The following is a 25,816-nucleotide window of genomic DNA, read 5'->3' as shown; positions in this document are numbered from 1 at the left end:
TACCTCCTTGCCTCTTAATCATAATGAACCCATTTCTTTTGCAGCTTGAATTGGATGAGCGTAATGGCAAGCAGGATAAGGAACAACACCCACGCGATAGCAGAGGCGTAGCCCATTTTGAAAAAGCTGAATGCTTGACGGAACATGAATAGCATCAGGACGAGGCTGGCGTTATTCGCACCACCTGTCGAGCCTGCCTCTGTAGAGCCACCCGTCATGACAAAAATCTGTTCGAAGTTTTGGAAGGAGTAAATCGTGTTCAAGATGATGACCAGAAAGGTCGTGCCGGAAATCATCGGGACTGTCACCCGCCAAAACTTTTGCCAAGCGTTCGCTCCATCAATCGAGGCTGCCTCGTACATGTCAGAAGAAATTCCTTGCAGCCCAGCGAGAAAAATAATCATCATGTAACCGACCGATTTCCAGATGGCGATGAGAACCAAGACCGGGATGACCCAGAATTCATCAATCAGCCAGTTTTGCGGGGCGATGCCCAGTTTGGTTAGAAAAGCATTGGCAAAACCGATCCGCTGGTTAAATACCGCATCCGCTACATACGCGATCACTGTCCATGAGGAGATCACCGGCAAAAAGTGAACCATCCTGAAAAATTTCAGGCCCTTTAGCTTTTGATTCAGGGCTACCGCTAATAGCAAAGCCAAAAACGTTTTGGCCGGAACGTACAGGATTGTAAAATAGACCGTATTCCATAACGAGCGATAAAACAGCGGGTCTTCAAATAGCTTTGCGTAGTTGTCCAAGCCCGTCCACTTGGGCGGATTTAAAATATCGTAATCCGAAAAGCTAAAGTACAATGACGCGACCGATGTTCCCACGACGAATACGAGAAAGTGGATGAGATAAGGGGAGACCAGGAGCAGTCCCCATCTCCCCTCGCTATCCAACCATTTTCTCTTTTTCACAGCAGGCTTCGCCTGTTGCTTGGTTTGCAGCTCTAGCATGGTTGGCACACATCCTCACTGATAGATGACTACTGCTTCTTGAAGAAATCATCCAGAACTTTTTGAATGCCTTGGTCTGTTTTCGTAATGAAGTCGTCCGTTCCGTATTTATCCATGAACAGCTCCGCCAGATTATCCGTGAACACCTTCACCCACTCGGTAAAGACAGCGTTGGTATCAATCGTGCCTGCGAACTCCAAGGTATCGAGGAACACTTTTTTGTTTTCCGGCTTCGTGGCTGGGTTTAGGAACATTTCGGAATTCGCCACTGATTTTTTCACGGGAATAGCTTCGCCTACCTCTGTCCACTCTTTTTGCGCTTCATCAGATGTCGTCCAGTAGGTGATCCATTCTTTAGCGGCCTTGACCTTCTCTTCCTCTGCTTTTTTGTTGATGACCCATGAGTTGGCGATGACGGGCGCGAAGCGTTTGCCGTCCGGCCCTTTTGGCATAGGAGCGACATCGTAATTCAACCCTGCACCATTCATCGAGGTTGTTGCTGCGTAAATATCGATTTGCATCGCTACAGCCCCGCTCAAAAACGCTTTGAAGTTGCTTTGGAACGCCTTCAAATCAGCCGGATTCGGGAAGAGCTTGCGTTGCATGCCGTCGACCATCCACTCGACCGCTTTTTTGTTCTCCGGGCTGTTGATAATCGATTTTTTCAACGTCGGGTCCAATACCCCGCCACCATACGCTTTCAGGATGTTAAACGCCCCGCGTGAGCTACCGAAGAACGCGAAGCCGTACTGCTTCACTGATTTTTTGTCAAAAGCAGGATCGTCTGCATTTTTCCCGTTGGCATCGAGGGTCAGCTTGACGGAAGCCGCCTTTAAATCATCCCAGGTCCAGTCAGCCGTAGGGTATGGTACGCCCGCTTTGTCGAACAAATCCTTGTTGTAGAAAAGCGCTCCGACTTGGATGCCCTGCGGCACGCCCCAATACTTCCCGTCAGAGTCTTTGTTGAATTCCAGACCGTTGAGCTCCTCTTTGCTGATTTCTTTCGTGACGTAGTCGGTGATGTCGAGAATCGCGCCACGTTGAGCGTAGCCAAATACTTTTGTCCCGTCGCTCTGCCAAAGATCAGGTGCATTCCCAGCCGCGATCTGAGTCGTCAGCTTTTGATAGAAGTCATCATAAGGTGCTGTCATTGTTTTGATTTTGATGTTCGGATGTGACTGTTCGAATTTTGCGATAATTTCTTCCATCTTTTTCTTCGTGGGCGGATCAGAGTTGTAGCCCATATACAATTCGACTTTGTCCCCCTGCTGTGTGGAGGACTGGCTGCTACATCCGGAAATAAGTAATGCCGCGGTTAAGCCAATCAAACCGAGTACTGAAAGAAACCTTCTCTTTTTCATGGAAAACCTCCCCAATTGCAATAAATGAAAACTTGCATAGCTAACGATATTTCCAAACGCCTCACGTACTTCTAGCTACATGTGGATACTTTGAAGGTAATGGACTCTTTACTAACTGATAGGATAAAAGGATAAAGGCAGGAGTTTGTGTAATCTAAGGAGGAAGTGGGAATCAGAATGGCGCAGAACAGCTCCTTCGTTTTGTTCAGAACGCTTGATATTGTGCAACGATTCGCGGATGCGCAGCAACCCGCCATTCAACACGATATCACCCCTTTAGTCCGCAGAATTATTAAGCGCTTACATTATGATGAGACGTGGTAATGGATTACATATTTTGTATTATAGACGCTTGAAATAAAATATCAAGATGAATTGTCAGATTTGAAATAAAATTTCAAAACTATTTTTCGACACTTTCTCCCTTCGTTCGTCTGTTATAAATTTTTCACAATTTTTCCCGTTACTTATTCGAATCTCTTTCCGTATTAAATCATGTACACCCAACTGACAAATAACGGGGATGATCAAAATGACCAAGCGTAAGGTACTCGCATTCACCCTGATAGCGGCACTCCTTTTGCCAAACACACCTATTCTGACCAACGAAGCCGCAGCAGCCTCTTCCCACAAAGAGAAAGCAACTGTAACTGCGACCAAGTTAGAAGAGCTTTCCATAAACGATCTGAATCAAAAAGCAAAAGCGACTCTGAATCACGTCAAAGAAGCCATCCCTGACCTGAAGAACTATCACATCGCCTCCATCGTAAAAGAGAAAGTTGCCGCCACTTCTGGTCCGATCGAACGTCTGGAAGTGATCTTGTCGAGCAAACCAGACGGTACTACCCCAGACTTCGGAGTTGTTCATGTAAACGCAAGTACAGGAGAGCTGATCAGCGTCGACATTCAAAACGGACTCCCCTCTTCGAAAGAAGTTTTAGGTGATGAGGAAGCGATCAAAAAAGGCAGGGAGCACCTCAAGCTTTTGTTTGGAAAGCAAGCAGAAAAATACAAGTTCTCACAGATCAACTCCTCTACTGTCCAGGAAAACAAGACACAGGTTCTTGTCATTTACACTTCCCCGGATCATACCATCAACGTGACCCTGGATCGTGCCGGAAAATTAAAGGCTGTCAAAAAAGACATTTATCCCAAAGCAGCGGGCAAAAACAAAAAACAAAAAACTTTTGCCCAATGAAAAAGAGACGGTTCTGCCGTCTCTTTTTTGATGCTACCGAACCAACCTTACAACCCTGTAATATTTCGTAAGGTAAATCAATTTCCCGTTTCTCTCTTATGGATTAAAATTCTCCTGTTACATGTGTAAAGGGGGATCTCCAAAATGAATGGCATGGAAATCAACATTCACTATTTTCGCTTGATTAATGACTTGGGGAAAGAGTATCCGGCTCTCAATCCCGTGTCTTTTTACGTAGCGGAGTATACGGTGTTTATTCTCGCGTTGAGCGCTTTGGTGTATTGGTTTACGAGAAAAAATGAGAATCGCATCATGATCGTTTGTGCGACGTTTACGTTTGTCATCGCTGAGCTATTCGGGAAAGTAGCTGGAAGCCTTCATGCGAATAATCAGCCATTCGCAGAGCTTGCGAATGTCAATCAATTGGTACAAAAAGCGGTCGACAATTCATTTCCGAGCGACCATACGATCTTGTTTTTTTCCTTTTGCATGACCTACTGGCTTTTTAGAAAGACGACGGGGCCACTCTGGATGCTGCTTGCTGTTTGTGTCGGGCTTTCTCGCATTTTGGTAGGCGTTCATTATCCGGCAGATGTCATTGTGGGTGCCTTGATCAGCATTGGGTCTGCCTTAGCGGTCTATATAATCGTGCCGAGATTGAGTTTTGTCCATACTCTACTGGCTTTCTATGAAAAGGGAGAGCAAGCGATCTTGCCTACCAAATCGAAGACGAGAGACTTTTAATTCACCGCTACGTCCCTGTTATCGTTCCACCATTGACATGCAATACCTGGCCCGTGACATATCCCGAATCATCCGAGGCCAGGTAGACATAGGTCGGAGCCAGCTCAAACGGCTGTCCTGCGCGACGCATCGGCGTGTCGACACCCAAAGTTGTGATGTATTCTGCCGAATAGCTGGATACTTGCAGCGGTGTCCAGATTGGTCCAGGAGCAACTGCATTCACCCTGATGCCTTGCTTGATCAATTGAAGGGACAAGGAGCGGGTAAAGGAGACGATGGCCCCTTTGGTTGCTGAATAATCAACCAATTCCGGATGACCGGCATAGGCAGTAACCGAAGCCGTACTAATGATGGAACTGCCTGGCTGCAAATGCGGCAACGACTCTTGTGTGATGTAAAATAAGGGGAAAAGGTTGGTGCGAAACGTGTCTTCCAGTTGCTCGCGACTTATCTGGAGGATGCTTTCTTGTGGAAACTGTACGCCTTGATTCAAAACAAGCACATCCACTTTACCAAAACAAGCAACCGTTTGGCGTACTACCTCCCGACACCAAGCCTCGTCGCGCAAGTCTCCAGGCAGCAGCAAACATTGCCCTCCGTAATACTCAACGACTTGCTTGGTCTCCTCGGCGTCGATGTGCTCATCCAAATAAGGAATCGCTACAGCTGCCCCCTCCTTCGCAAAAGCAACCGCTACGGCCCGGCCGATCCCGCTATCTCCACCCGTTATAATCGCTACCTTTCCCCGAAGCTTGCCGCTTCCGATATAGTCAGGATTATCGAAAATCGGTCGCGGACCATCAAGTATTCCATCCCCGGTTGTCGCTCCTGATGCTGAGGCGGAAACGTGAGGGGAGTCTCTTCGCAAGTAGTTTTGTAACTGTAGTATGGGTATCTCGGATACATGGAAAATACCTCCTGTACGGTTTCAGTCGATATCGCCATGATATTCGCCTACCCTCCTTGATGTGCGCCGTGTACGCCATCAAGGGCACAACATGGAAGGAAAGTGGCATGTATGTATGACATGACCTTTTCCCGAGATGGAAGCTACCATTTATGAGACAATCATCTTGATGAACTGAAGAATAAGAGGAACACCTTGTACAGGAATGTCACTCAGAATCAAAACTCCCGGCTGGACAACATACAAATTGGGAGGTTGTAGCATTCCATTGATGAATAGATTCACAACCGAAACTTCATTCGGATCCAGAATCCCAGAAGTACTGAATGGCATGACAGCATCACTGTTGGTATACACATTTTTGACTCCATCTGAAATTGCTGTATACTGATAGGTTTCTGTTCGTATGATACCAGGCGTACATGGACATGGGGGACAGGGCGGCACGATTTGCAGACTCTGTCTCCTCACTGTGTATGACTGTGTGACATAGTGCCTCATGCAATCACTCGTCCTTTCTCGAAATGCTTCGAACCCCAGGCACATTCCATCCATCTGGGGCCACCATCCTATTCCTCTTAGGTAACTACAAACTCTACAACTATAGGTGTACCACCGTTTTCGGCATCTCCATCTGGAATCGTGATCGCTGTTGTTGTGATTGTAGAAGTATTGCCTGCCTGAATGACCCCATTGATGTAGAGATTGTAAAAAGCAAACGTACCAGGAAATGCTGTGGCAGCAGCGCCCGCGTCAGTGGTAAATGCAGTTGCCGCAATGGCAAACGTTGCACCAGTACCAGTTCCAGCACCCATGGTGGACGTAAATCTCAATGAGGTTAGATACGGTTTAACAATCGGCACTTCGAACACCTCCTCTAATTAATCCCTACTAGTAAATGATTGGTTTCATTAGATTGAAACCGACAAATGACAGTAGAAACATGCACATTTCCCCTCAAAAGAATATAATTAGAAAACGAAATCACCCTCCCACTTTTACCAGTAGGAGGGCTACATGATTTCTAAGCTTGAAACAGTACTCGCAACTGCTCTTTTTCTGCGTCACTCAATACGTATTCTGCCATCGGGAAGAGCACACTCTCTTCTTTAAAGAAATGTTCCATGAGGATTTCTATTGACTTCAGCAAATGAGTGTGGACCGCTTCTATTTCAACTGGTTCAGACTTTTCCTTTTCTACGATTCGCATGAACGACATCAGGCTTTCATGAATAAGATCATGCTCTTCCTCCATGACAGCAATCGGTCCCATCTCCCGTTCGATATAGTTAGCCATCAGGGGATACAGGTCTTCCTCCTCACGTCTGGAGTGTTTCTCCAGTTCCGCTCGAAATGAGGACGCCAGCTCATGGAGTTCTGTTAAGCCTTTTTTTCGTTTCGTAGGTTCGGCAGTAGCTTTCAGGTTATTTGCCAGATGAACGAGCTCATTCATCTGCTCAGCTAATGCTAGGTGCTCGTCTTTCAGTTTTTCCAGGGCTGGACACAACTTCCTTCTCCCTTCAAACTCCTGCATCATCCCCATACATCCTATAGGCGGTGGTCCCATTACAATCCCTCCATCTACTAGTGGGAGTTAGTTACCAAAAGAAATGCGATACGCTAGCTGTCCCCGATTGTCCCTAGCAACCATTCGAATACAGTCATCCTCTTGCGAAAAAGAAACCGGTCCATTCTGGATGGGAATCGCAAGAAACTGGCAAGGATTAAAATAGAGTCGCAGATGCTCTTCATCCTCCGTGATCTCCCATTTTGCCAGCTGCCTTTCTAAGAGAGCCGGACTGTGTGGTTCAGCATTATCCGCCAAATCTTGAATGAGTATCCCCATTTTTTTATCTACCAAGGCAGGCAGCTCTTGGTGAAGCTCGGCAATCGTTTGCTTACTAGGATTCATGGCAACTGATCACACTCCCTTTCCCAGATTATTTCTCTTGTTCTCTTCGATCTCGCTGGTCTTTTCTCAATACCATCCATGCTAGTGGGAACAACACTACCGTTGCACCGCTGAGCAAGAGTACCTCCATATATCGCTGTGCAAAATACATGTTGACTGTGTACTGCGTGCAAACAATGCTGGCGAACAAGATCAATGCTAATAGGATGACACCTCTATAGCTGCTCTTCATATTTCTTCACCCCTACAGCGTATACGGCTCCATCTTTCTCTTGCAGCAAAATTTCCGGAAGTGGTCTTCTTGGGGGACCAGCGAGCGGATTACCTGTGGCAATATCAAATTTCCCATGATGGCAAGGACATAGCAGCTCTTTCTCATCCCGGTCCCAAAATACCGGACAACGCAGGTGGGTACATGCATTTTGATACGCCTTGTATTCCTTTTCCTTCACATAAACGAACAACGCGCTGTCATGCTCTCCTGGATAAGCAAACTCAATCGCATCTCCGGGTTTTATATCGCTGAGATTCGCGATTTTTTGTGTGGGATACGACTTGCTGGATGAACTCATCAGCTCCTTGGCAGCCAATGCTCCCCATGGCAGAGTAGATGCCGCGAAAAGACCGGCCGCTCCTACCATTGTTTTCATAAAACTCCGTCGATCCAGACTACGCTCATTGGAACGATTGATGTTATGCGTGTAATTGTCATCCTTCAACGGAATGGGGCGGGTTTTCTCGTTCTCCATAAGGTATATCTCCCCTCTAGAATAGCTTCTGTTTGCCCTGCAGAATGCCAGGCAGGCTAATTTTCACATTGGTTTCGCCTTCCAGCACATCCGGGTCGTGGCTGGCAGTCCATTTGCCATTGGCCAAAGGAATCTGTGCCCGTTTTTCTTCCAGCTCTGCTTCCTCAATCCACTGCAAGGTGTTTGTCGGGCAAACCGAAGCGCACATCGGCGGGATTCCCTCTTTCGTACGGTCGTAGCATAGATCGCACTTGTACATGAGATTCTGCTCTTGATCAAATTTAGGAATCCCATAGGGGCAGGCAATCGTACAATTTTGGCAACCGATGCATTTCTCTACCAAGGCTGACAATACGGCCCCATTATCCGCGATTTGAATCGCCTGAGCAGGACAGCTGCGGGCGCAAGCAGGATTAACGCAATGGAAGCACATGAGTGGAATCGTTTGTCTGCTGATAAACGGGTCGACTTCCAGTACGTAGTTTCGGTTTCGGCTGTCGTGACCTCCACACTGTGTACACGCCGCCAAGCAGCTTCGACAACCAATGCAATTATCCATTTCGATGTATAAGACTTGTTTACCCATGGCGAACTCCTCCATGTTTGTGCTTGATGATTTTCGCGGCGCACGCTTTAAACTCTGGCATTTTGCTATATGGGTCCAATGCCGGGTTGGTCAGCAGATTGATAGACTGCGCTTTTCCCCAATGGTACGGAACAAACACCGTATCCTCTCGAATCGCCTCGATCACTTTCACGCGGTACTGCGCCTCGCCTCTTCTCGTTTTCAGAGTGACCAGCTCATCGTGTTCAATACCGTAACGTGTTGCTGTTTTTGGGTGAACCTCTAGCAGCGGATCAGGATACATGTCCTTCAAAAACGGGATTCGTCTTGTCTGGTTCCCGGACAAATAGTGGAACACAACTCGTCCCGTCGTTAACCGCAAAGGATATTCTTCATCCGGCTCCTCCGCTGGCGGACGGTAAGGCAGCGCACATATTTTGGCTTTGCCATCCGGGTGATAAAATTTTTTATCCAGGAATAAATGGGGCTGTCCCTCGTCGCCTTCCTCGCGGCACGGCCAGAAAACACCGTTGTTTTGATCAATTTTCTCGTAGGTGACGCCGTAGTAATCAGCTACCCCGCCTTTGGAGACCTGACGTATTTCATTGAAAATATCCTGAGGAGACTTCAAGTGAGTAAAGAATTGTCCGCGCCCCATTCTTTTGGCGATTTCTATCTGAATCCACCAGTCAGGCTTGGATTCGGCAAACCATTCCTGTGCCTGACGGTGACGAATGATGCGTCCTTCGAGATTGGTTGTCGTTCCATCGTCCTCTGCCCAAGTCGTAACGGGAAGAACGACATCGGCGTATTCAGCTGATTCCGACAAGTAAAAGTCGCAGCAAACCATAAAATTCAGACTTTTCAGGGACTCCCGAACATGATTTAGATTTGGCGCACTTACAACCGGATTGGAGCAGAGTAAGTATAAGCTGCGAATCGTTTTATCCTTCATGAGCTGGAACATCTCATAGGCAGAGACACCTTTCTGCGGCATCTCTTCCGCGGGAATGCCCCAGGCACACGCTATTTCACGCACATGTTCAGGATTGTCCAGCTTGCGGTAGCCAGGCAATTGATCGGCTTTTTGTCCGTGTTCCCGCCCACCTTGACCGTTTCCTTGACCAGTAAGGGTTGCAACCCCTGATTTTGGGCGGCCAATCTTGCCTGTGACGAGCGACATGTTCGTGTAGGCCGATACGTTGTCTGTCCCTTTCGCTTGCTGTTCCACTCCACGGCAAAACATCACAATCGCATCGGGTGCCCTCCCGAAAATGTCGGCAGCCCGCACAATCTTCTCCACCGAAACTCCTGTTATTTCGCTGACATACTCCGGTGTGAAGGTAGCAACCACTTCTTTTGTTTCTTCAAAACCATTCGTATGATTTCGAATAAAGTCTTCATCTATATGTCCATTCTCGATCAGGAGATGAACGATTCCGTTTGCCAGCGCCAAATCCGTACCGGGCCGCAGATCCAAGTGGATATCAGCCCGACGTGCCAAAGGCGTTTCCCTTGGATCGGCTACGATCAGATAGCCGCCTCGATTTTGCACTTCCCAAATACGGAACATGCTGGTTGGATGACACTCGGCCGCGTTTGATCCGGCCAAAAACAAGCAGTCTGTTTGGTGAATGTCCGTCCAGGGAATGGTAGAACCGCGGTCAATCCCCAAGCTTCGATTCAATCCTGCCGCTGCGGAGGACATACAGAAGCGGCCATTATAGTCGATATAGCGAGTTTGCAAGGCAACCCGCGCAAACTTACCCGTTAGGTAGCATTTTTCGTTCGTCATGGAAACGCCAGAGTAAACAGACAAGGTATCTTTGCCATAGTTGTGCTGCAACTCCTTGAACTTGGAAACGATCAAGTCAAGCGCTTCTTCCCATGACGCTTCCCGAAAACCTTCCGCCGTGCCTTTTAATGAAGCATCTGTTCGAATCAACGGCCGCTGTATCCGATCCGGATGGTTCACCTGCTGATAAGCCGTCACCCCTTTTGGGCACATCTTCCCCAGATTGACAGGGAAATCGTATCGTGGCTCCACTCCAATAATTTTGTTCGTCGTTGTATCTACACGCAGGTTCATCCCGCATTGCATACCGCAGTAGCTGCAGTGCGTGCTGACCAATTTCTCATTCGGATGTATCTTGTTTTCCATTACTTTAAAAAATTTATCCTTTGGCATGTTGATTTGCCTCCCTGGCATTGATCTCGTGCGTAGGAACTCCTGTAAAGCGGAACATCCGGTATTTTCTGCGGCACGGCAAGCAAAGTTCAGCCAAGTGGAATCCTTCTTCCATTTGAAAAGCCATTTCGTTTTTACCCAGCACGTTGATTACATCTGCGGACTGTTCCGCAGAAACAAACTCATTGCTGCACACTTTGCACTTTTTCATTTCCTGCTCGCCATAGTGCTCACGGTAATTTCGTGCAAACACACTCATGGGACGGAACGGTATGTGAGCCAGTTTTCCGAATGGCAGATATATCAATGTTACAATCACTGCAAATTGATGAGTGACTGATATGACCGGGTGCCCAAAGCCCCCTAAGAACATATTGCTTGCGGTTAACATCAAGCCTGTCACGCTGATAAACAGCAGCAGGTATAAAGGCAAAAAGTCGTAGACAAAGGATTGTTCAGCCCGTGCCTGCATGTTCTTTAATCTGCGATACAAGGCCATGACTGCTCCACCGATGACCATAAAAGCAGTAATGTTCAACGCGTTGTAAAAGAGAAACGCAATCCAGCCATCCGCTTGTACGGTCAGAACATCCACACCCATGAATACGACCTGATAGTAGCCATTGTCCGTCATCGTGAAGTACATCCAGCCAAACACTAACGGAAAGGTGACAAACGCGGCCAAGATACATCCCCATCCGAGCAAAATGTGCTGTGTCCAGCGGTACCATCCCCGATTCCAAATAAAGCGATAGATGGCCAGATGATCCACTGCTGTATTCGCCGTGCTTTTACGAAAGAGAAGGCGTAGCCCCTTTTTCAAAATGACATTCGTTGGCGGGCGATCTGCCCACGCAGAAAATCGATAAAGGAAACCTCCGATAAAGACTAGGGTCCCCACCATATAGCCGTAAAGCGCCAAATCAATATGCGTGAAAAAACGTGTTCCCACGTAACTTAGGACGAACAAGCAAGCAATGATGATAAAAGCACGCTTCGCCACTTTGGAAGCAAATAAATAGTTCATACAACACCCTCCCTGCTGCTGCTCATTTTTTCCTTTCGCTCGAGACCATTGTAGCAATGGCTCGAAACCCAGGTTGTGATTTACCTCACACCACTGCCACAATCAGGACGATTTTCTCTTCCCAAACTATTGTTTACGGATGATATAATGAGTTACCTATATATCCTTGTTGTAAGGGGGACCCACATGACCGGAAATGGTACAACGTTTGTCGAGCAGATTTCTTCCGATTTTGTGAATTGCCTTGAAACGTTTTCTGTTCGGAAAAATTTCGTTTGCGGAGCCGTTCTGTTTTTGGATGGTGAAAGAGCCGATCAGCTTTTCTTAATTTCGTCGGGCCAAATCAAGCTCACAAAAAACACGAACGATGGAAAAGAATTAACACTGCAAGTATTTGGTGCAGGAGAGCTAGTTGGCGTTTCCGGGCTCTTCGAACAGGAATTAACGTACACCTCCACAGGAACCATGTTGATGGAGGGTGAGGTATGGATCATCCCGCGACAAGGGTTGGAAAAAATGCTCATCAAAAACGGCCAATTTTGCGTAGACTTCCTACGTTGGATGGGATTGATGAACAGGCGGATGCAGTCCAAATTTCGCGATTTGCTACTCAATGGCAAAATCGGCGCCTTGTATTCAACGCTAATCCGCATGAGTAACACGTACGGCAAGCCACACCCCGACGGAATCCTCATCGACCTTTCCCTTACCAATCGTGATTTGGCACAATTCATTGGTCTGACACGAGAAAGTGTCAACCGGATGCTTTCCGATCTAAAAAAACAGGATTCTATCGATCTGCTTCCCCACGGGCATATCTTGATTAAGGACCTTGCCTATTTAAAAGAAGCGATTTATTGTGATGATTGCCCACCTGATATTTGTCAAATGTGAGCAAAGTCTACATATTTTCCTGCACAAAAAAAGTCCTGGACTTGTCCGTCCAAGACTTTTTTTCATCAGTGATTCAAGCTTCTTTATCCATGTCTTTGCTCCGCGAGCTCGCTGAACATGCCAGCATAGTACTCGACGTCTCCTGCATCGTCCAGAATCGCGCTAATCGTTAACCATTGGAGATACTGATCCCCATTCTTCCGACGATTCCAGATCTCTCCTTGCCAATAGCCATTCTTCTTGATCGAGTCCCACATCTTTTGATAGAAATCGGCATTCTGCCTGCCTGATTTTAAAATATTGGGGGACTTGCCAATCACTTCATTCATCTCATAACCAGTCACTTTCGTAAAAGCGTGGTTCGCACTTTTAATGACTCCTCGCGTATCGGTAATCAGTATCGCCTCTCCCGTCTTTTCCATAATGGTGGCGGCGAGCTGCAGCTTCTCTTGGTAAAACATCCACATCACCAAGACCAAGCTTACCAGTGCAAACTGCGATAACGCCATGAAACCGATCGCGTAATGCCCGGTCAGATTAAACAACAGCGTTAGGATCAACGGCGGGAAAAATCCTCCTAATCCCCCCATAGCAGATACGATCCCATTTACAATCCCCGCTTGTCGCGAGAAATACATCGGCACTAATTTGAACACAGCACCGTTACCGATTCCGGCACATGCGGCTACCAACAAGCACCCTACTGTATACATCAAAATCGATGGCGAAAACGATAAGACAAGACCAGACAAGGCCAGCCCTGCAAACACAATCATCAATGCCTTGAAGGGGTTCCACTTATCGCCTAGCCAGCCCCCCAATGGTCTTGCAAGTGTCGCCAAAAGAATGAACCCTGCTGTTCTCATACCCGCATCTACTTTATCCAGTTGGAAATGGCTCACTAAAAAATTCGGGAGATACACGGTGAAAGCAACGAAGCAACCAAACGTAATAAAGTAGAACAAACTGATTAACCACAGCTTTTCGTTTTTGTAGACACTCTTTATCTGCTGACCAAGAGGAGTGACTACCTTAGGTTCATTTTTATCCCCCATTAAGAAGGTAAGCACTGCGAATCCCACAAGCAATAGCATAAACATCTGTACAGTGGTTGCCCATCCAAACGATTTAGCCAGAACTGGCGCTGCAAAAGTGGTGATCGCTGTACCAATATTGCCCATGCCGTAGATTCCGTTTACAGAACCATGCTTCTCTTTCGGATAGTATTTAGGTAGAGACGTGACACCAACGGAAAACACCGCTCCACCTATCCCTATAAATAACCCGCCGATTAACAAATCGGTATACGTGGTCGCCTGGCTAATATAGAAGACAGGAGCCAGCAGCAAGAGAAAGCTGATGCTAAATAATAGCCTCGCGCCAAATCGGTTACTCCAATATCCAACTGGGATTCTCAGCAGCGATCCAAGAAGAACAGGAATCGCTGTCACCCACGCCACTTCGCTTGCACTCATGGGTACGGTTTCTTTGATAAAAGGCATGAGCGATGACAGAATGACCCATACCATGAAACCGACCGTAAGACTCAACGTCTGTAACGGCAACTGCCATTTTCGTACCATAAACAACACCCCTCACTTGGGAAATCTTCTTCATCCACTATGATAAGAGGCAAAGTTTGGTTTCGTTGTGATTTTAATCACAGCTCCTTCCGGGCAATCCGCTTATAATCAAAGCGAAATCTTGAATCGAAGGAGTGGATTATACATGTTTTGTTATCAATGTGAACAGACTCCAACAGGTGGTTGTAAGGTCATCGGCGTTTGCGGAAAGAATGAAGATCTTGCGAGTATTCAGGATACCATTATTTTTGCTTTAAAAGGAATTGCTGCATATGCCACACATGCTCGGCAATTAGGCTATATCGATCCTGAAGTGGACGGGATTACACAGGAAGCTCTTTATTTTACATTGACGAATGTGAATTTCAACTTGGACGAACATTTGCAAATGGCCATGAAAGTAGGGAAGTCCGCGATAAAAGTCATGGAGCTTTTGGATCGGGCTCATACGGATCATTTCGGAGTGCCGCAGCCAATTACCGTCTCGCAAAACAAAATAGAAGGAAAATGCATCGTTGTTACGGGGCACAATCTGTTTGCTCTCGAAGAGCTGTTAAAACAGACAGAAGGCAAAGGAATCAATGTATATACGCATTCCGAAATGCTGCCTGCACATGGCTATCCCGCACTGAAGAAATATCCTCATTTGAAAGGGAACATCGGGAAAGCATGGTACGATCAACGCCAGTTGTTTGAGAAATTTCCCGGCGCTATCCTGGCTACAACAAACTGTGTGATGCCTATTCGAGGCAGCTACGCCGATCGTTTCTTTTCGTATGATATAACCGGTTTGGAAAATGTAACGAAAATCGAAGAAAACGATTTTGCGCCGCTCATTGAAAAGGCATTGTCTCTTCCTGAGGTTTCCATCGAATCGGAACTGACACTGACGACGGGGTATCATCATAAAACGGTTCTGGGTATCGCCCCTGAAATTATTCAGGCAGTCAAGGAAGGAAAGATCAAACGCTTCTTCGTCATCGCTGGTTGTGACGCTCCTGGCAAGGGAGGCGAGTATTACCGTGAATTGGCTACGTCCTTACCACCAGAAGCAGTCATTCTTACGACCTCCTGCGGAAAATTCCGTTTTAACGATGTAGATTTCGGCACCGTACCAGGTACCGACATCCCAAGATATATTGATTTGGGACAGTGCAATAACTCGGTTTCTACCATTACGATTGCGGCTGCATTAGCCGATGCCTTCGAGTGTGAAGTGAACGAGCTGCCGGTAAGTATCGTTCTTTCCTGGTTTGAACAAAAAGCGGTTGCCATCCTGCTCGGTCTGTTTAGCCTGGGGATACAAGATATACGGATTGGCCCAAAATTGCCTGAGTTCATTCAGCCCGGTGTTCTGCAAGTATTACAGGACTTGTTCCATATTCAGTTGATTGGTGATGCTCAAGAAGATATGAAGCAAATGCTCGGAATCACTCAATAGGCTGTCACCTGTAACCGCACATCACAAAAGGAGGCACCTTCTTCTAACAGGAAGGTGCCTCCTTTTTCCTTACAGCGGCAAATGCGTAACGGCCGTCCATGTTCCCACTTCTCCTGCCCGCACAGATGGGGGCTTCATTCGAACCGATCCTCGTAATACATAATGTCGCAACCCAATTGTTGGCTCTTCTTTGTAAGCCAAGGTGCCAACAAAATTGGCATAAGGTGATTCAATCGTGATTTGCCTGGACCTCTCATCCCAACTTCCTTGTATGGGAGTCGGAGTACCACGGAAATTAACGGTACCGCTGACCCTGCCATTCGAGACATTGGATATCACCAATGTGCCCAACGTGGTTGGTCTTCCACCGAAGCTCGCTTGAATTTCCCATGTAGAGGGGTACGGTAAGCTGACCCGAGTCATCTGTCCAATTGCCACGGTCGACCTCTCCTTTCGATTGACTTGAGCGTGAAGTCAAAAGCGTACGTTACAGTATACGTAGCCATCAAGAATCTTCCCGTAGGCGGACGCACAACTTTATTGATTAACGAAAAAAGAGACGGTTTCCCGCCTCTCTATTACTTCCATTCCGTTTCCGTTTTGTGTTCAATTACGTGTACGACTTTTGGTTCAATTTCTTTCATCATTTGTTTCAGTAAATCATCGCTGATCGTTACTTTATTTTTTCCATTTTGAAGCTGTCCTTCTGCCTGTGTTTTTGCAATCACATCAATTACTTGTTGTTTCGAGATATTTCTGGCTGCTGCAATCTCCACAACAGATTTCCCTTTTGCTAGTTCTTCTTTTAACTCTGTCGGGGTCATTTTTAGTAAAGAGAACAGTTTTTCATCGTTTAAGAAGTTATCAGCATAATAATCAGGCTTACCGTCTCTAGAGAAATAACCTTCTACTTCAGCGTTAGATGGTTCAAAATCTACCGGAGCAAGACTAATGCTATTCCCCTGAACAAATGCTTGGTAACCCTCTCCTTCTGATCCCTTCTTGGTGTAATTCAAGATAAATGTTTTTTGATCTGGATTGTCCATGTGCTCCATGCCAACCTCGTAATCTTTGATGTTGCCATACAATTTATCAATGAGCTGATCTACCTTCCCCTTGATTTCCTGATCAGATAACGTAATGAGTGCTTTCTCCTTCGGCTCCCAATTCTCTTGAGTCAGGTCTTGAATCTCATCCGTAATACCGTTTGTATGGAGGGTAATCTTTTTGCCAGTTCCTCCTTTTTCCTGCAAGATGATGCTTAATTGGACCTTTTTGGTTGAATCATTGAGGTCTCCAAGGTAGCTTGCATTGATAATCTCAAATGATTTTGTTTCAGGAATGGCACGATACAGCTTCTCAAGTGTTGCTTTTCCAGCCTCATCCAGCTTGGCTTGTTCAGAAGTTATTGGTGCTCGAGTAAGCATGTCAATCACAACAGGGGCCGCAAATGCTGCGGTTGGAATCAAAATCGCAGCAGCAACTAATCCACCAATTAATCGTTTTTTCATCGTTATTTCGCTCCTATTTCGTTGTAAATAGTGAGAATAGGATTGTTCGATTCGTTTGGAAATGGCCGGCGGGCACTCCATCGTTTGTGCCTCTTCGTGCAGATGTTCACGGATTTTGCGTTCAATAGTCATTGATTTTTTCCATCCTTTCCAGGGGGAGATTCCCTAAGTATTTTCGAAGCGCCTGGAGGCCAGCATGATATCTGGACTTGACTGTACCCAGCGGAATATCGAGCAAAGTCGCAATTTCCTCAAGCGTATAGTCATGATAAAAGCGGAAGATAATCACTGTCCGCTGTTTGTCGGTCAGTTCTCGTATGGACTGAGATATCATTTGGTTTGTACCATCCATCAACGCTGTATGTTCATCCAAATAAGACTCTTCGTGGGAGAAGGCACGAATGCGTTCAAAAATGCGGAATCTCCTCCAGCTCTTGACCCGAAATCTCTGCACTTGACGGATTACCAGGCCATGCAGCCAGAACTGGAAAGGACGGTTCGTATCGTAATTAGCAAGTGAGGTCCACATTTGCATATAGATTTCATTCATGATATCTTCCCGATCCTGCTTATGATCAACCAGAAAGGAGACGGTCCGGTATACGTCCTGAAAGGTGGCATCATACATCGTATGAAACGCTTGTTGATCACCCTCTTTCATTTTTATAAGTAATTGATACATTTCTTCGTTTTGCATTCAGAGGGCCCTCCTGAGTGAGCAGCTTACACCCTATATTGTCTCTCAATCGAAAAAAGGTTCGGTTTTCTTCGTATTTTTTTTTCAAAATGTAACGAGCCCTTTGGCGAAGCACGAAAAAGAGGCGGTAGTTTCCGCCTCTTTTCTTTCCATTAATCATTTAATCCCTTTCCCTCGAGAATTTGCTGCATACATTTTTCAACCCTTGACTCTCGCGTTTTGGCTTGTTTGGGTGCTGAAAAATGAAGCAGGTAGGCTCTTTGCCGTCCCGGGGTCAATGCTTCAAAGGCAGTTTTCAAGGCAGGGATTTCATCCAATTTATTTTGAAATTCTTCAGGAATGGCATATTCTTCATGCTTTTTAAAGTCCACTTCCAAACCAGCTTTTTCAACCTCAATGGCTTCCTGAATATAGGCCTTCAAAATAGATTCCATTTCCATGATTTCTTCCACACCGGTGAACCGGATCTGGCGCGCAGCCTGTACATTCTCCGTTTGTTGAATGAGAATCCCATTTGGATCTTTTAACAAAGCACCTTTTTGAAACAGTAGCGCACAATATTCTTTAAATCCATGTATTAAAACGATGTTTTTTTTCTCAAACGTGTAACAGGGATGCATCCACTTAAAGTCTTCAGTCAACTCACAGTCCAGAACAATCCTTCTTAACTTCTCGTATTCTGACTTCCACTTTTTCGCCTTGCCTAAAAATTCATCGACCTTAGGATTCGTTTTACTTGTTGTCATCAAGGAACACCCCTCATCTCGTTGGTGTCATGTCAATTTTTAGTTTTGACATTATGGTATTTGTATTATTCGATCATCAGCTATTCAGGTTCCTTCTTTTAATGGCCTTCATCTTTTGACTAATTTTATTGTGGTAGAGGGAAAACTAACGAGAAATGTCAGATAAGGGGACTATACATGATCTCAGAATTCAAGCGATTTTTACTCGGTAGACCTATGAAATCAAGTGAGCTTGCCGAAGAAAAGTTAAATAAAGTAAAGGCTTTGGCGGTTCTTTCATCTGATGCTCTGTCTTCTGTCGCTTACGGAACAGAACAGATTCTTCTCGTGTTAATTTCTTTGGGCGCAGTAGCGATGTGGTACTCTCTCCCCATCTCCATTGCGGTTGTCTGTCTTTTAACCATCCTCATTTTGTCTTATCGCCAGACCATCTTTGCTTATACAACAGGCGGTGGAGCATACATTGTCGCTAAGGACAATTTAGGAACGACTACGGGACTGGTTGCAGGTGGCTCTTTGCTCGTGGACTACATTTTAACGGTCGCTGTTAGTACGTCTGCTTCTACAGACGCTATTACTTCGGCATTTCCAGTCCTACATGAACATCGCGTTCTGATTGCACTGTTCATGATTGCCATCGTGACGGTATTAAATTTACGGGGAATCACAGAATCGGCAACGATTTTAATGTATCCTGTTTATTTGTTTGTTGTCGCGATGCTCGTCCTAATTATAGGCGGCGGATATCAATGGCTGGTGGGAAATGTTCAAACTCATCCCCCAGCATATGGGGCAGTTGTTCCAGGTATAACCTTATTTCTTCTATTGAGAGCATTTAGTTCAGGGTGTTCCGCATTAACAGGGGTAGAAGCCGTATCCAATGCCATTCCCAACTTCAGGGACCCCGCACCCAAAAATGCAGCATTAACTCTTATCATGATGGGACTTATCCTCGGAGTTATGTTCATGGGCATTAGCCTGTTGGCCTATTTGTACGGTATTTCACCGAATCCTAAGGAAACGGTGGTATCTCAAATAGCTTCTACTGTTTTTGGACGAGGAATCATGTATTACTCGATACAAGCTGTTACAGCGCTTATTTTATTCCTGGCGGCTAATACTGCTTTTGCAGCCTTTCCTTTACTCGCCTTTATGTTTGCCAAGGACAGATTTATGCCAAATATGTTCATGGTTCGAGGCGATCGTCTTGGGTTTTCAAACGGGATTATTTTCTTGGCAGTTCTTTCCGCCCTATTAGTGATTGCGTTTAAAGGTGAAACGGAAAACTTAATTCCTTTGTATGCGCTCGGTGTTTTTATACCGTTTACCTTGTCACAAGCAGGAATGATGAAACGCTGGATTTCCAAAAAGCCCCGAGGGTGGTTCACACCTTTCATTATTAATACGTTAGGAATGCTAACGACCCTTACCATTTGCCTGATCTTTTTCATTACAAAAATCACGCAGGTATGGCCGATTTTTGTGTTCCTTCCTATCGTCATTTTCATCTTTAGGAAAATAAATCAGCATTATAGAGATTTGGCAAATGAGTTACGACTCGATATGGAAACAGAAAAGCCCGAACCCAAAGGGAGTGTCATCGTTATTCCTGTGGCAGGGATTTCGCAGGTGGTGAAAAACACCATTAGTTATGCGCAATCCTTGTCAGACGACATTGTCGCAGTCTACGTCGGGTTCAGTGATGAAGACATGAAAAAAATGGAGGAAAAATGGGAGGTCTGGAATCCGGGAATACGCTTGATTGTCCTGCGTTCCCATTATCGCAGTATAATAAGACCTTTGTTTAAGTTTATTGATACGGTTGAATGGAAAAAAGCAGAAACAGACCATGTTACTGTCATGATTCCACAGTTTATTACCAAGCGCTGGTGGCATAACCTACTTCATAACCAAACGAGTTTATTGATCCGCGCGTATTTATTCGCCCGCCAAGATGTAAAAATTGCTACGGTTCCATACCGGTTAAAGAAATGAAGCAGTATCCATTAAGCCATAAACACCGAAGAAAACCCGTCCCTTTGTAAGGAGACGGGTTCATCATTTTTGATTACCTTGATCATCACGACTATGATTCAAATCCAGTATGAGCCTAAAATTAGATTGAAGGACAACCCAATCATACACTTTTTTTACGCGAATGATTTCCGGCTGAATACTGTTGGGGACTCCAAACGTGACGGTAACCACAAAGCTGCAAGAGGCCGTATTTCCTGACTGATCCCTAGCTGTGCAGGTAAGCATCGTCATCCCTACAGGAAAGTCCATGGTAAAAGTTGCAACTGCAATGGGGGCAGGAGGGGAAAAGGAACGTGTCATCCCATGACAAGTAATTGAGGTTACCCCACAAGTATCAGTGGCAGTGACCTCATAGGTAACCGTAGCGGAAGTTCGCCCCGGTAAAACATTGACTGTGATGTCTTCAGGGCAAGTAATGGTTGGAGGCTCGTCAATAACCGTGATGGTAAATGAACATACTTCCGTATTCCCAAATATATCTTGTGCCGTACAGGTGACAACAGTATCTCCCACTGGAAAAAGTGATCCGGAAGGCGGAGAACAAGTAACAGTGACTCCGGGGCAGGTGGCAACAGGTGTTGGATAGTTTACGATAGGGCAGGGTACTACCATGTCAGGTGGGCAGGTTGGTGGCTGCACGCAGCCATTGAGCAAAACAGAAACATTGTCCGAATCCTCGTTTGCAGTAGCGATGTCAACTCTTCCGTCTCCGTTAAAATCAGCTACTGTAATGCTGAAAGGACCTGCTCCTGTAGGGAATTGAAAGGGAGTCGAGAACCCTCCTGACCCGTTGTTTATGAGTACAGAAACGTTATCAGAACCTGCATTTGGGGTAGCCAAATCAATGGCTCCATCACAATTAAAGTCCGCCGCCGTTATATCAAAAGGAAAGGCATCAGTGCCCAAGGGAAAGGGACTCCCTGCTGCTTCTGTAAAAGAACCGAATCCATTGTTTAGAAAGACGGTTACATTACTCGTAGCAATATTACCAACAGCAATATCGATAGACCCATCACCATTTAAGTCAGCTGCTACAAGGCTAAGGGGGGATGATCCCCCTGGAAGTACAGAGAAACTCACTCCAGGAGTTTGGAACGTACCGTCCCCATTCCCGTTAAATATCGTTATATCATTCGTGTCCCGATTGGCAGTGGCCAGATCAAGGTTCCCATCTCCGTTAAAATCAGCTGCTACAATATCAAAAGGGGCCAAACCAGGAGTAGTGGCAAAAGGACTTCCTGGCGCCATGGTAAATACACCTGATCCATTATTCAACAAGACAGTAATGAAGCTAGTTCCTGTAATTTGGCCTACATTTGCTATAGCTAAGTCCACACCGTTTACACCATCAAAGTCCCCTGTAGCAATAGCAAAAGATTGCGAAACAGCAGGAAACACACCTGTACTATAAGCTACAGGTGCAGCAAACGTGCCATCCCCGTTATTCAAAAGGATAAAAACGCGGTCATTGGGAGTTTGATCCGTTACAGCCAAATCAATAAAGCCGTCTCCATTAAAATCTGCTGCTGCAATTTGCCCTAATAAAGACCCAGGGAACAAAGTATTGAAGGGTATCGTTTGGAATACGGAAAACACGCCGGACCCATTGTTGACAAGAATAGAAACATCGTTGGACCCAATATCCACTACAGCTAGGTCTATTAAACCGTCTCCATTAAAGTCAGCAGATGTAATGCTGGAAGGAGATGTCCCTCCCGTATTATATTCGACAGCAGGCTGAAAAAATGGGCAGGCCAAATTGGATTCACCCTTTCTTACAGGAATACAGGAATACAGGCAGCCATTCTCTTCGAAATGCTTCACTCCAAACATAAATAAAGGATAAAAAATGCATGTGGTGTATACGATGCAAATGTCTTTGATCATGATATGGCTGTTTAGGTGTGAATGTGAATCCGCTAAAATAAATGATAATTATTAGGCGATTTCCCGGTACGCTTCTTGTATGATCCCCCGAGTAAACCCATCTCTAATATGAGGGCCGTTGCTAATTTCCAGCATTTGTTTTGTTAACATTTAACATTGGTGAAATAGTTTTCACGTGTTGTATAGAAGATTTATGTTTTTATAGAAAGGGAAAGTGAACTTATGAAAATTACTTCATTAATCAAGGGTTTGGGTATTTCAGCAATTCTATGTTTACTATTGCCACTAACTACTTATGCTGCTCAATATGGAGATGTATTGCCAAAAGTTGAAGACGGATGGCAACGCTATGAAATCAACAAACCAGATCCAAATATTCAATATCAAGGGTCTTCTTGGTTTGTGGACACAACAGCCCCTACATACACTGGAAAGACAAGTGGAAACTCAGTGGGAAGTAGGACTGTCGGGGAAAAGATCAAGTTTGATTTTACTGGGACAAAGTTGAATATTCGATCCTATCTTTATTCCGGAGTCTATCAATTAAAAATTGACGGTGTAGAAATTGGAGACATTCATTCAAACGGTAAAACAGCTTATGGGGTGACCTATGTAAATGAGTCACTAACAAATTCACGTCATAGCGTTGAGATTACTGTTAAGGAGCCAAATTTTTGGATAGATTCAATCGACATCGATGAAACAGGAATGGTTATTTCTCCGGACACTCCAAACCCAGATCCCGAACCTGAACCAGAGCCAACTCCAACCGGTAATGACGCATTGCTTGTTATTAAAATGATCAGTGGTCTTGAAAAAGAGTTTGAGTTATCTGCTGCTGAGATTGAAGACTTTATCAACTGGTACAACAATCGTGCTGAAGGTAACGGCAAGGAAACCTACATGTTTGAAAAAGACTTCAATATGGGGCCTTTCACCGCTCGAAAAGATTATGTAGCATTTAGCAAGATTCAATCATTTGAAGTTATGGAATATACCAAATAACACGACGAGGCACCTCCTGTAAAACAGGCAGGTGCCTTGCACTTTTTAAGACGCTGCTTAGGCTTAAAGAATTCGCCGGATTTCTCCGAAGGAGCGCCTGCATCATTTTATCGTGAGCTTTTATACCTTAATTGAGGTTCACTTGTACAGGAGAAGTCTTATAGTTTGTATGTCCTACGCCTAATTCTCCATGATCATTATAACCCCAGCTCCATACGGTACCATCAGATTTTACCCCAAGAGATACATTCGTCCCAGCCGACAGGGATTCAAAATTAAATAAATTCGTAATTTCGATAGGAACTGCAGTGGAAGTCCTCTGTCCATTCCCTAACTGACCTACTCCATTTTCCCCCCAGCCCCATACAGTTCCATCGCTTTTTTTAGCAAAGCTGTGAGTCTGTCCTGCTTCGATGTAAGTAACATTCTCTAAGCCCTTAATTTGAACAGGTGCATACGTATTACCCACTACAGACGCTCCAAACAAATCTGAATTCTTACCCCAGCCCCATATGGTTCCATCCTCTTTTAAGGCAAGCGAAAATTCACGTCCGGCAGATACGGCAACTACATTTGAAAGTCCTTCAACCTGCATTGGTACTCCTGTCATTTGTACATCCTTACTCACACCAATTTGTCCAGTACTATTCTTTCCCCATGTCCACACCGTTCCGTCGCTTTTCAAAGCCATTGCATGATACTTTCCTGATGAAATAGCAGAAATGCTTGATAGTGTCTCTACGTGAATAGGTGAATACGACTTTGGAACCTGGGTTGGTGACAGCACCGCTTTAATCTCTCTAGCACTCCCTATTTGTCCGTTTGCGTTGCTTCCCCATCCCCAAACGGTTCCGTCATTCTAAACAGCCAACGAGTGAATAGAGTTACCTGCTGCTACAAATTTTACATCATCAAGAATTTGAACAGGTGTTGTCTGCTATTTAGTATCTGCAGTACCATCTCCAAGATGTCCCCACAGTGTGTTATAACCGGTTGCCCAAAGTGTCCCATCAGGCTTCACAAAAAATGAATTGTTTAGATTGGTGCTTACTTGATACTTTCCATTGGGCTCTTCACACGCATTTGCACCAGCCGATAAAAAAATTAGCTGTGAGCAACAAGGTGATTGCACTTAGAACAGAAAATTTTTTCATAAATTTCTTCATGAAATACCTCCAAATAACAATATTTTTCATAAGATGAATATCGGCTTAAACTATATTTACGGTTAAACTTTTCCAAAAAATTCAATAAGATTAAACCAAGTGGATATAGGAAAGCCGCTTCATGCAAAACATCCGCAAAATTGGCTACATCCCTTGCTTTGAGTTGGAGACTGGTTGTCCGTAGTAACCAAAGGACTCCGATCATTTTTTTAGCTAATTTCTGTCTATTTTATTTTTCAAAGGGTTATCCTCCTAACTGTAGTAGAACTTTGTATTTGTTATTTTCTATTTTACTGATTATTTCTTTGCTCGCTGAAAACGTCGGAAGTGTAAACTTGTGTCACTAAGTGTAAGCCCATGAAAACAAAAAAGAGGCGGATAATCGCCGCCTCCTTTCTCTGATCAATCCCAAGCAAATCTCTGCTCTTTCCATGGATCACCATACATTTATTAATGTAACCATAATACGATACACTGAAAAACTCGACTTCTTTAAACGAGAACAGGTTGTTATTTCTTGAGTGCATCCAGTCTTCTCATATCGTAATCCGGATAAATTCTCTGTCTCATTACAGTAGTGTTGCCCAGCCTAATAGCTGAGCAACAGGGGCTTGACCAATATTTTAACTTAAAGGAATGTCTAGACTACCAGAATTCCCGTTTAGTCCCACCCATGAATTCACGGTTTTTTTCAAATTATTCAGGATGATATATTCAACTTTCCAGTCTGATTTATGACCACTATCATCTTGAATTAAAGTAACTGATCTAATTGCTCCAACATCTTTTCCTGAAATATAAAATGTTTCAAGATCACCTCGCTCAAAGCTACCATTAATCTCTTTTGTGAAAGAATCTTTTGATCCTCTTATCGTGACTTTAATATTAGCGTCAGTGCCTGAATCTTGATCATCAGATGTCTTAATTTCCAAAGTATAATTTTTCAGAGCTTGTGAGCTAGCATTTTGGGGAGCAGCAAATGAAGAAATAGGAGCTACAGATACAAGAATAGCGATAGTAGCAAATAAGGAAGCTATTTTTTTCATTAGTAAAACCTCCACCATTTGGTATATTGATACAATATATAAAATAGCACACATATATTTAATTGTAAATATTTCCAATTATGTTTTTTTGTGTGAATTTATAATTCTTTAATGAAGCCTCCTGACTCCTCTTCCTTGGTCATCCATTTCCTTAATAAAGCAAAACTGTCGGAGAAAAGATAAAATTTGA

Annotated in this window: 24 protein-coding genes and 2 pseudogenes; 6 read left to right on the top strand and 20 right to left on the bottom strand. The window is 44.9% G+C overall.

The window, feature by feature from the left end; all coding sequences use genetic code 11:
• Positions 1–14 precede the first annotated feature (14 nt).
• Entirely contained in the window at positions 15–962 is a 948-nt protein-coding gene (locus ODZ53_RS17100; RefSeq protein WP_199929724.1) for a carbohydrate ABC transporter permease, read from the bottom strand.
• 29 nt (positions 963–991) lie between these two features.
• A complete protein-coding gene (locus ODZ53_RS17095) occupies positions 992–2,323 on the bottom strand; it encodes an ABC transporter substrate-binding protein (RefSeq protein WP_015892947.1) in 1,332 nt (443 codons plus the stop codon).
• A gap of 532 nt (positions 2,324–2,855) precedes the next feature.
• Here ODZ53_RS17095 and ODZ53_RS17090 point away from each other — a divergent pair.
• Positions 2,856–3,521: a hypothetical protein gene (locus ODZ53_RS17090; protein ID WP_372678568.1), complete on the top strand. Its 666-nt coding sequence runs from the start codon at positions 2,856–2,858 to the stop codon at positions 3,519–3,521.
• Between the two features lie 144 nt (positions 3,522–3,665).
• On the top strand, positions 3,666–4,265 hold the full coding sequence (locus tag ODZ53_RS17085; protein WP_372678567.1) for an undecaprenyl-diphosphatase: 600 nt from the start codon (positions 3,666–3,668) through the stop codon (positions 4,263–4,265).
• A 7-nt stretch (positions 4,266–4,272) separates the two neighbouring features.
• Here the strand turns inward: ODZ53_RS17085 and ODZ53_RS17080 are convergent.
• The 10 genes and pseudogenes from ODZ53_RS17080 to ODZ53_RS17035 form a co-directional block, all read right to left on the bottom strand.
• Positions 4,273–5,171: pseudogene (locus tag ODZ53_RS17080) on the bottom strand (SDR family oxidoreductase).
• Positions 5,172–5,322: 151 nt separating this feature from the next.
• Positions 5,323–5,673: a DUF4183 domain-containing protein gene (locus tag ODZ53_RS17075; RefSeq protein ID WP_372678565.1), complete on the bottom strand. Its 351-nt coding sequence runs from the start codon at positions 5,671–5,673 to the stop codon at positions 5,323–5,325.
• 77 nt (positions 5,674–5,750) lie between these two features.
• Positions 5,751–6,035 (bottom strand): DUF4183 domain-containing protein, encoded by a 285-nt coding sequence (locus tag ODZ53_RS17070; protein WP_372678563.1) that lies wholly within the window; start codon positions 6,033–6,035, stop codon positions 5,751–5,753.
• Between the two features lie 161 nt (positions 6,036–6,196).
• Positions 6,197–6,709 (bottom strand): hemerythrin domain-containing protein, encoded by a 513-nt coding sequence (locus ODZ53_RS17065; RefSeq protein WP_041749606.1) that lies wholly within the window; start codon positions 6,707–6,709, stop codon positions 6,197–6,199.
• 57 nt (positions 6,710–6,766) lie between these two features.
• Positions 6,767–7,084 carry a hypothetical protein gene (locus ODZ53_RS17060; RefSeq protein ID WP_372678560.1) on the bottom strand — a complete coding sequence of 106 codons (318 nt, stop codon included), beginning with the start codon at positions 7,082–7,084 and terminating at the stop codon, positions 6,767–6,769.
• Positions 7,085–7,112: 28 nt separating this feature from the next.
• Complete coding sequence (locus ODZ53_RS17055) at positions 7,113–7,316, bottom strand: hypothetical protein (RefSeq protein ID WP_372678559.1); 204 nt, start codon at positions 7,314–7,316, stop codon at positions 7,113–7,115.
• A complete protein-coding gene (locus tag ODZ53_RS17050) occupies positions 7,300–7,833 on the bottom strand; it encodes a Rieske 2Fe-2S domain-containing protein (RefSeq protein WP_188069696.1) in 534 nt (177 codons plus the stop codon). The genes ODZ53_RS17055 and ODZ53_RS17050 overlap by 17 nt, the downstream gene beginning before the upstream one ends.
• A 16-nt stretch (positions 7,834–7,849) precedes the next feature.
• Positions 7,850–8,419 (bottom strand): 4Fe-4S dicluster domain-containing protein, encoded by a 570-nt coding sequence (locus ODZ53_RS17045; RefSeq protein ID WP_087343213.1) that lies wholly within the window; start codon positions 8,417–8,419, stop codon positions 7,850–7,852.
• Positions 8,412–10,586 carry a molybdopterin oxidoreductase family protein gene (locus ODZ53_RS17040; protein WP_372678556.1) on the bottom strand — a complete coding sequence of 725 codons (2,175 nt, stop codon included), beginning with the start codon at positions 10,584–10,586 and terminating at the stop codon, positions 8,412–8,414. The genes ODZ53_RS17045 and ODZ53_RS17040 overlap by 8 nt, the downstream gene beginning before the upstream one ends.
• Positions 10,573–11,613, bottom strand: a complete 1,041-nt coding sequence (locus ODZ53_RS17035; protein WP_015892959.1) for a hypothetical protein — start codon at positions 11,611–11,613, stop codon at positions 10,573–10,575. The genes ODZ53_RS17040 and ODZ53_RS17035 overlap by 14 nt, the downstream gene beginning before the upstream one ends.
• Before the next feature lie 186 nt (positions 11,614–11,799).
• Between ODZ53_RS17035 and ODZ53_RS17030 the strand changes: the two genes are divergently transcribed.
• Positions 11,800–12,507 (top strand): Crp/Fnr family transcriptional regulator, encoded by a 708-nt coding sequence (locus tag ODZ53_RS17030; protein ID WP_372678554.1) that lies wholly within the window; start codon positions 11,800–11,802, stop codon positions 12,505–12,507.
• A gap of 83 nt (positions 12,508–12,590) precedes the next feature.
• On the opposite strand, the gene ODZ53_RS17025 is transcribed toward ODZ53_RS17030, so the two are convergent.
• Positions 12,591–14,090: a nitrate/nitrite transporter gene (locus ODZ53_RS17025; RefSeq protein WP_372678552.1), complete on the bottom strand. Its 1,500-nt coding sequence runs from the start codon at positions 14,088–14,090 to the stop codon at positions 12,591–12,593.
• A 145-nt stretch (positions 14,091–14,235) separates the two neighbouring features.
• Between ODZ53_RS17025 and hcp the strand changes: the two genes are divergently transcribed.
• The gene (gene hcp, locus ODZ53_RS17020; protein WP_199929716.1) at positions 14,236–15,531 is read left to right on the top strand and encodes a hydroxylamine reductase; all 1,296 of its coding nucleotides are present in this window, start codon (positions 14,236–14,238) and stop codon (positions 15,529–15,531) included.
• A gap of 69 nt (positions 15,532–15,600) precedes the next feature.
• Here hcp and ODZ53_RS17015 read toward each other — a convergent pair whose 3' ends face one another.
• The 4 genes from ODZ53_RS17015 to ODZ53_RS17000 form a co-directional block, all read right to left on the bottom strand.
• The gene (locus ODZ53_RS17015; RefSeq protein ID WP_050763843.1) at positions 15,601–15,969 is read right to left on the bottom strand and encodes a hypothetical protein; all 369 of its coding nucleotides are present in this window, start codon (positions 15,967–15,969) and stop codon (positions 15,601–15,603) included.
• 140 nt (positions 15,970–16,109) lie between these two features.
• Positions 16,110–17,174 carry a hypothetical protein gene (locus tag ODZ53_RS17010; protein ID WP_372678550.1) on the bottom strand — a complete coding sequence of 355 codons (1,065 nt, stop codon included), beginning with the start codon at positions 17,172–17,174 and terminating at the stop codon, positions 16,110–16,112.
• Entirely contained in the window at positions 17,164–17,739 is a 576-nt protein-coding gene (locus ODZ53_RS17005) for a sigma-70 family RNA polymerase sigma factor (RefSeq protein WP_372678548.1), read from the bottom strand. The genes ODZ53_RS17010 and ODZ53_RS17005 overlap by 11 nt, the downstream gene beginning before the upstream one ends.
• Before the next feature lie 152 nt (positions 17,740–17,891).
• A complete protein-coding gene (locus ODZ53_RS17000; RefSeq protein WP_372678546.1) occupies positions 17,892–18,485 on the bottom strand; it encodes a YdeI/OmpD-associated family protein in 594 nt (197 codons plus the stop codon).
• Between the two features lie 177 nt (positions 18,486–18,662).
• Between ODZ53_RS17000 and ODZ53_RS16995 the strand changes: the two genes are divergently transcribed.
• The gene (locus ODZ53_RS16995; RefSeq protein WP_372678544.1) at positions 18,663–20,480 is read left to right on the top strand and encodes an APC family permease; all 1,818 of its coding nucleotides are present in this window, start codon (positions 18,663–18,665) and stop codon (positions 20,478–20,480) included.
• Between the two features lie 63 nt (positions 20,481–20,543).
• Here ODZ53_RS16995 and ODZ53_RS16990 read toward each other — a convergent pair whose 3' ends face one another.
• Positions 20,544–22,409, bottom strand: coding sequence for an FG-GAP-like repeat-containing protein (locus ODZ53_RS16990; protein WP_372678542.1), 1,866 nt, complete (start codon positions 22,407–22,409; stop codon positions 20,544–20,546).
• A 222-nt stretch (positions 22,410–22,631) separates the two neighbouring features.
• Between ODZ53_RS16990 and ODZ53_RS16985 the strand changes: the two genes are divergently transcribed.
• On the top strand, positions 22,632–23,414 hold the full coding sequence (locus ODZ53_RS16985) for a hypothetical protein (protein WP_372678540.1): 783 nt from the start codon (positions 22,632–22,634) through the stop codon (positions 23,412–23,414).
• Positions 23,415–23,541: 127 nt separating this feature from the next.
• Here ODZ53_RS16985 and ODZ53_RS16980 read toward each other — a convergent pair.
• Positions 23,542–24,258: pseudogene (locus tag ODZ53_RS16980) on the bottom strand (RCC1 domain-containing protein); the annotation flags it as partial.
• Positions 24,259–25,203: 945 nt separating this feature from the next.
• Positions 25,204–25,626: a PLAT/LH2 domain-containing protein gene (locus tag ODZ53_RS16975; RefSeq protein WP_173605175.1), complete on the bottom strand. Its 423-nt coding sequence runs from the start codon at positions 25,624–25,626 to the stop codon at positions 25,204–25,206.
• Positions 25,627–25,816 lie beyond the last annotated feature (190 nt).

Source organism: Brevibacillus sp. BD137 (assembly GCF_041644655.1).
GTDB classification, from domain to species: domain Bacteria; phylum Bacillota; class Bacilli; order Brevibacillales; family Brevibacillaceae; genus Brevibacillus; species Brevibacillus brevis_D.
This window is presented reverse-complemented; position numbering and strand designations above follow the sequence as displayed.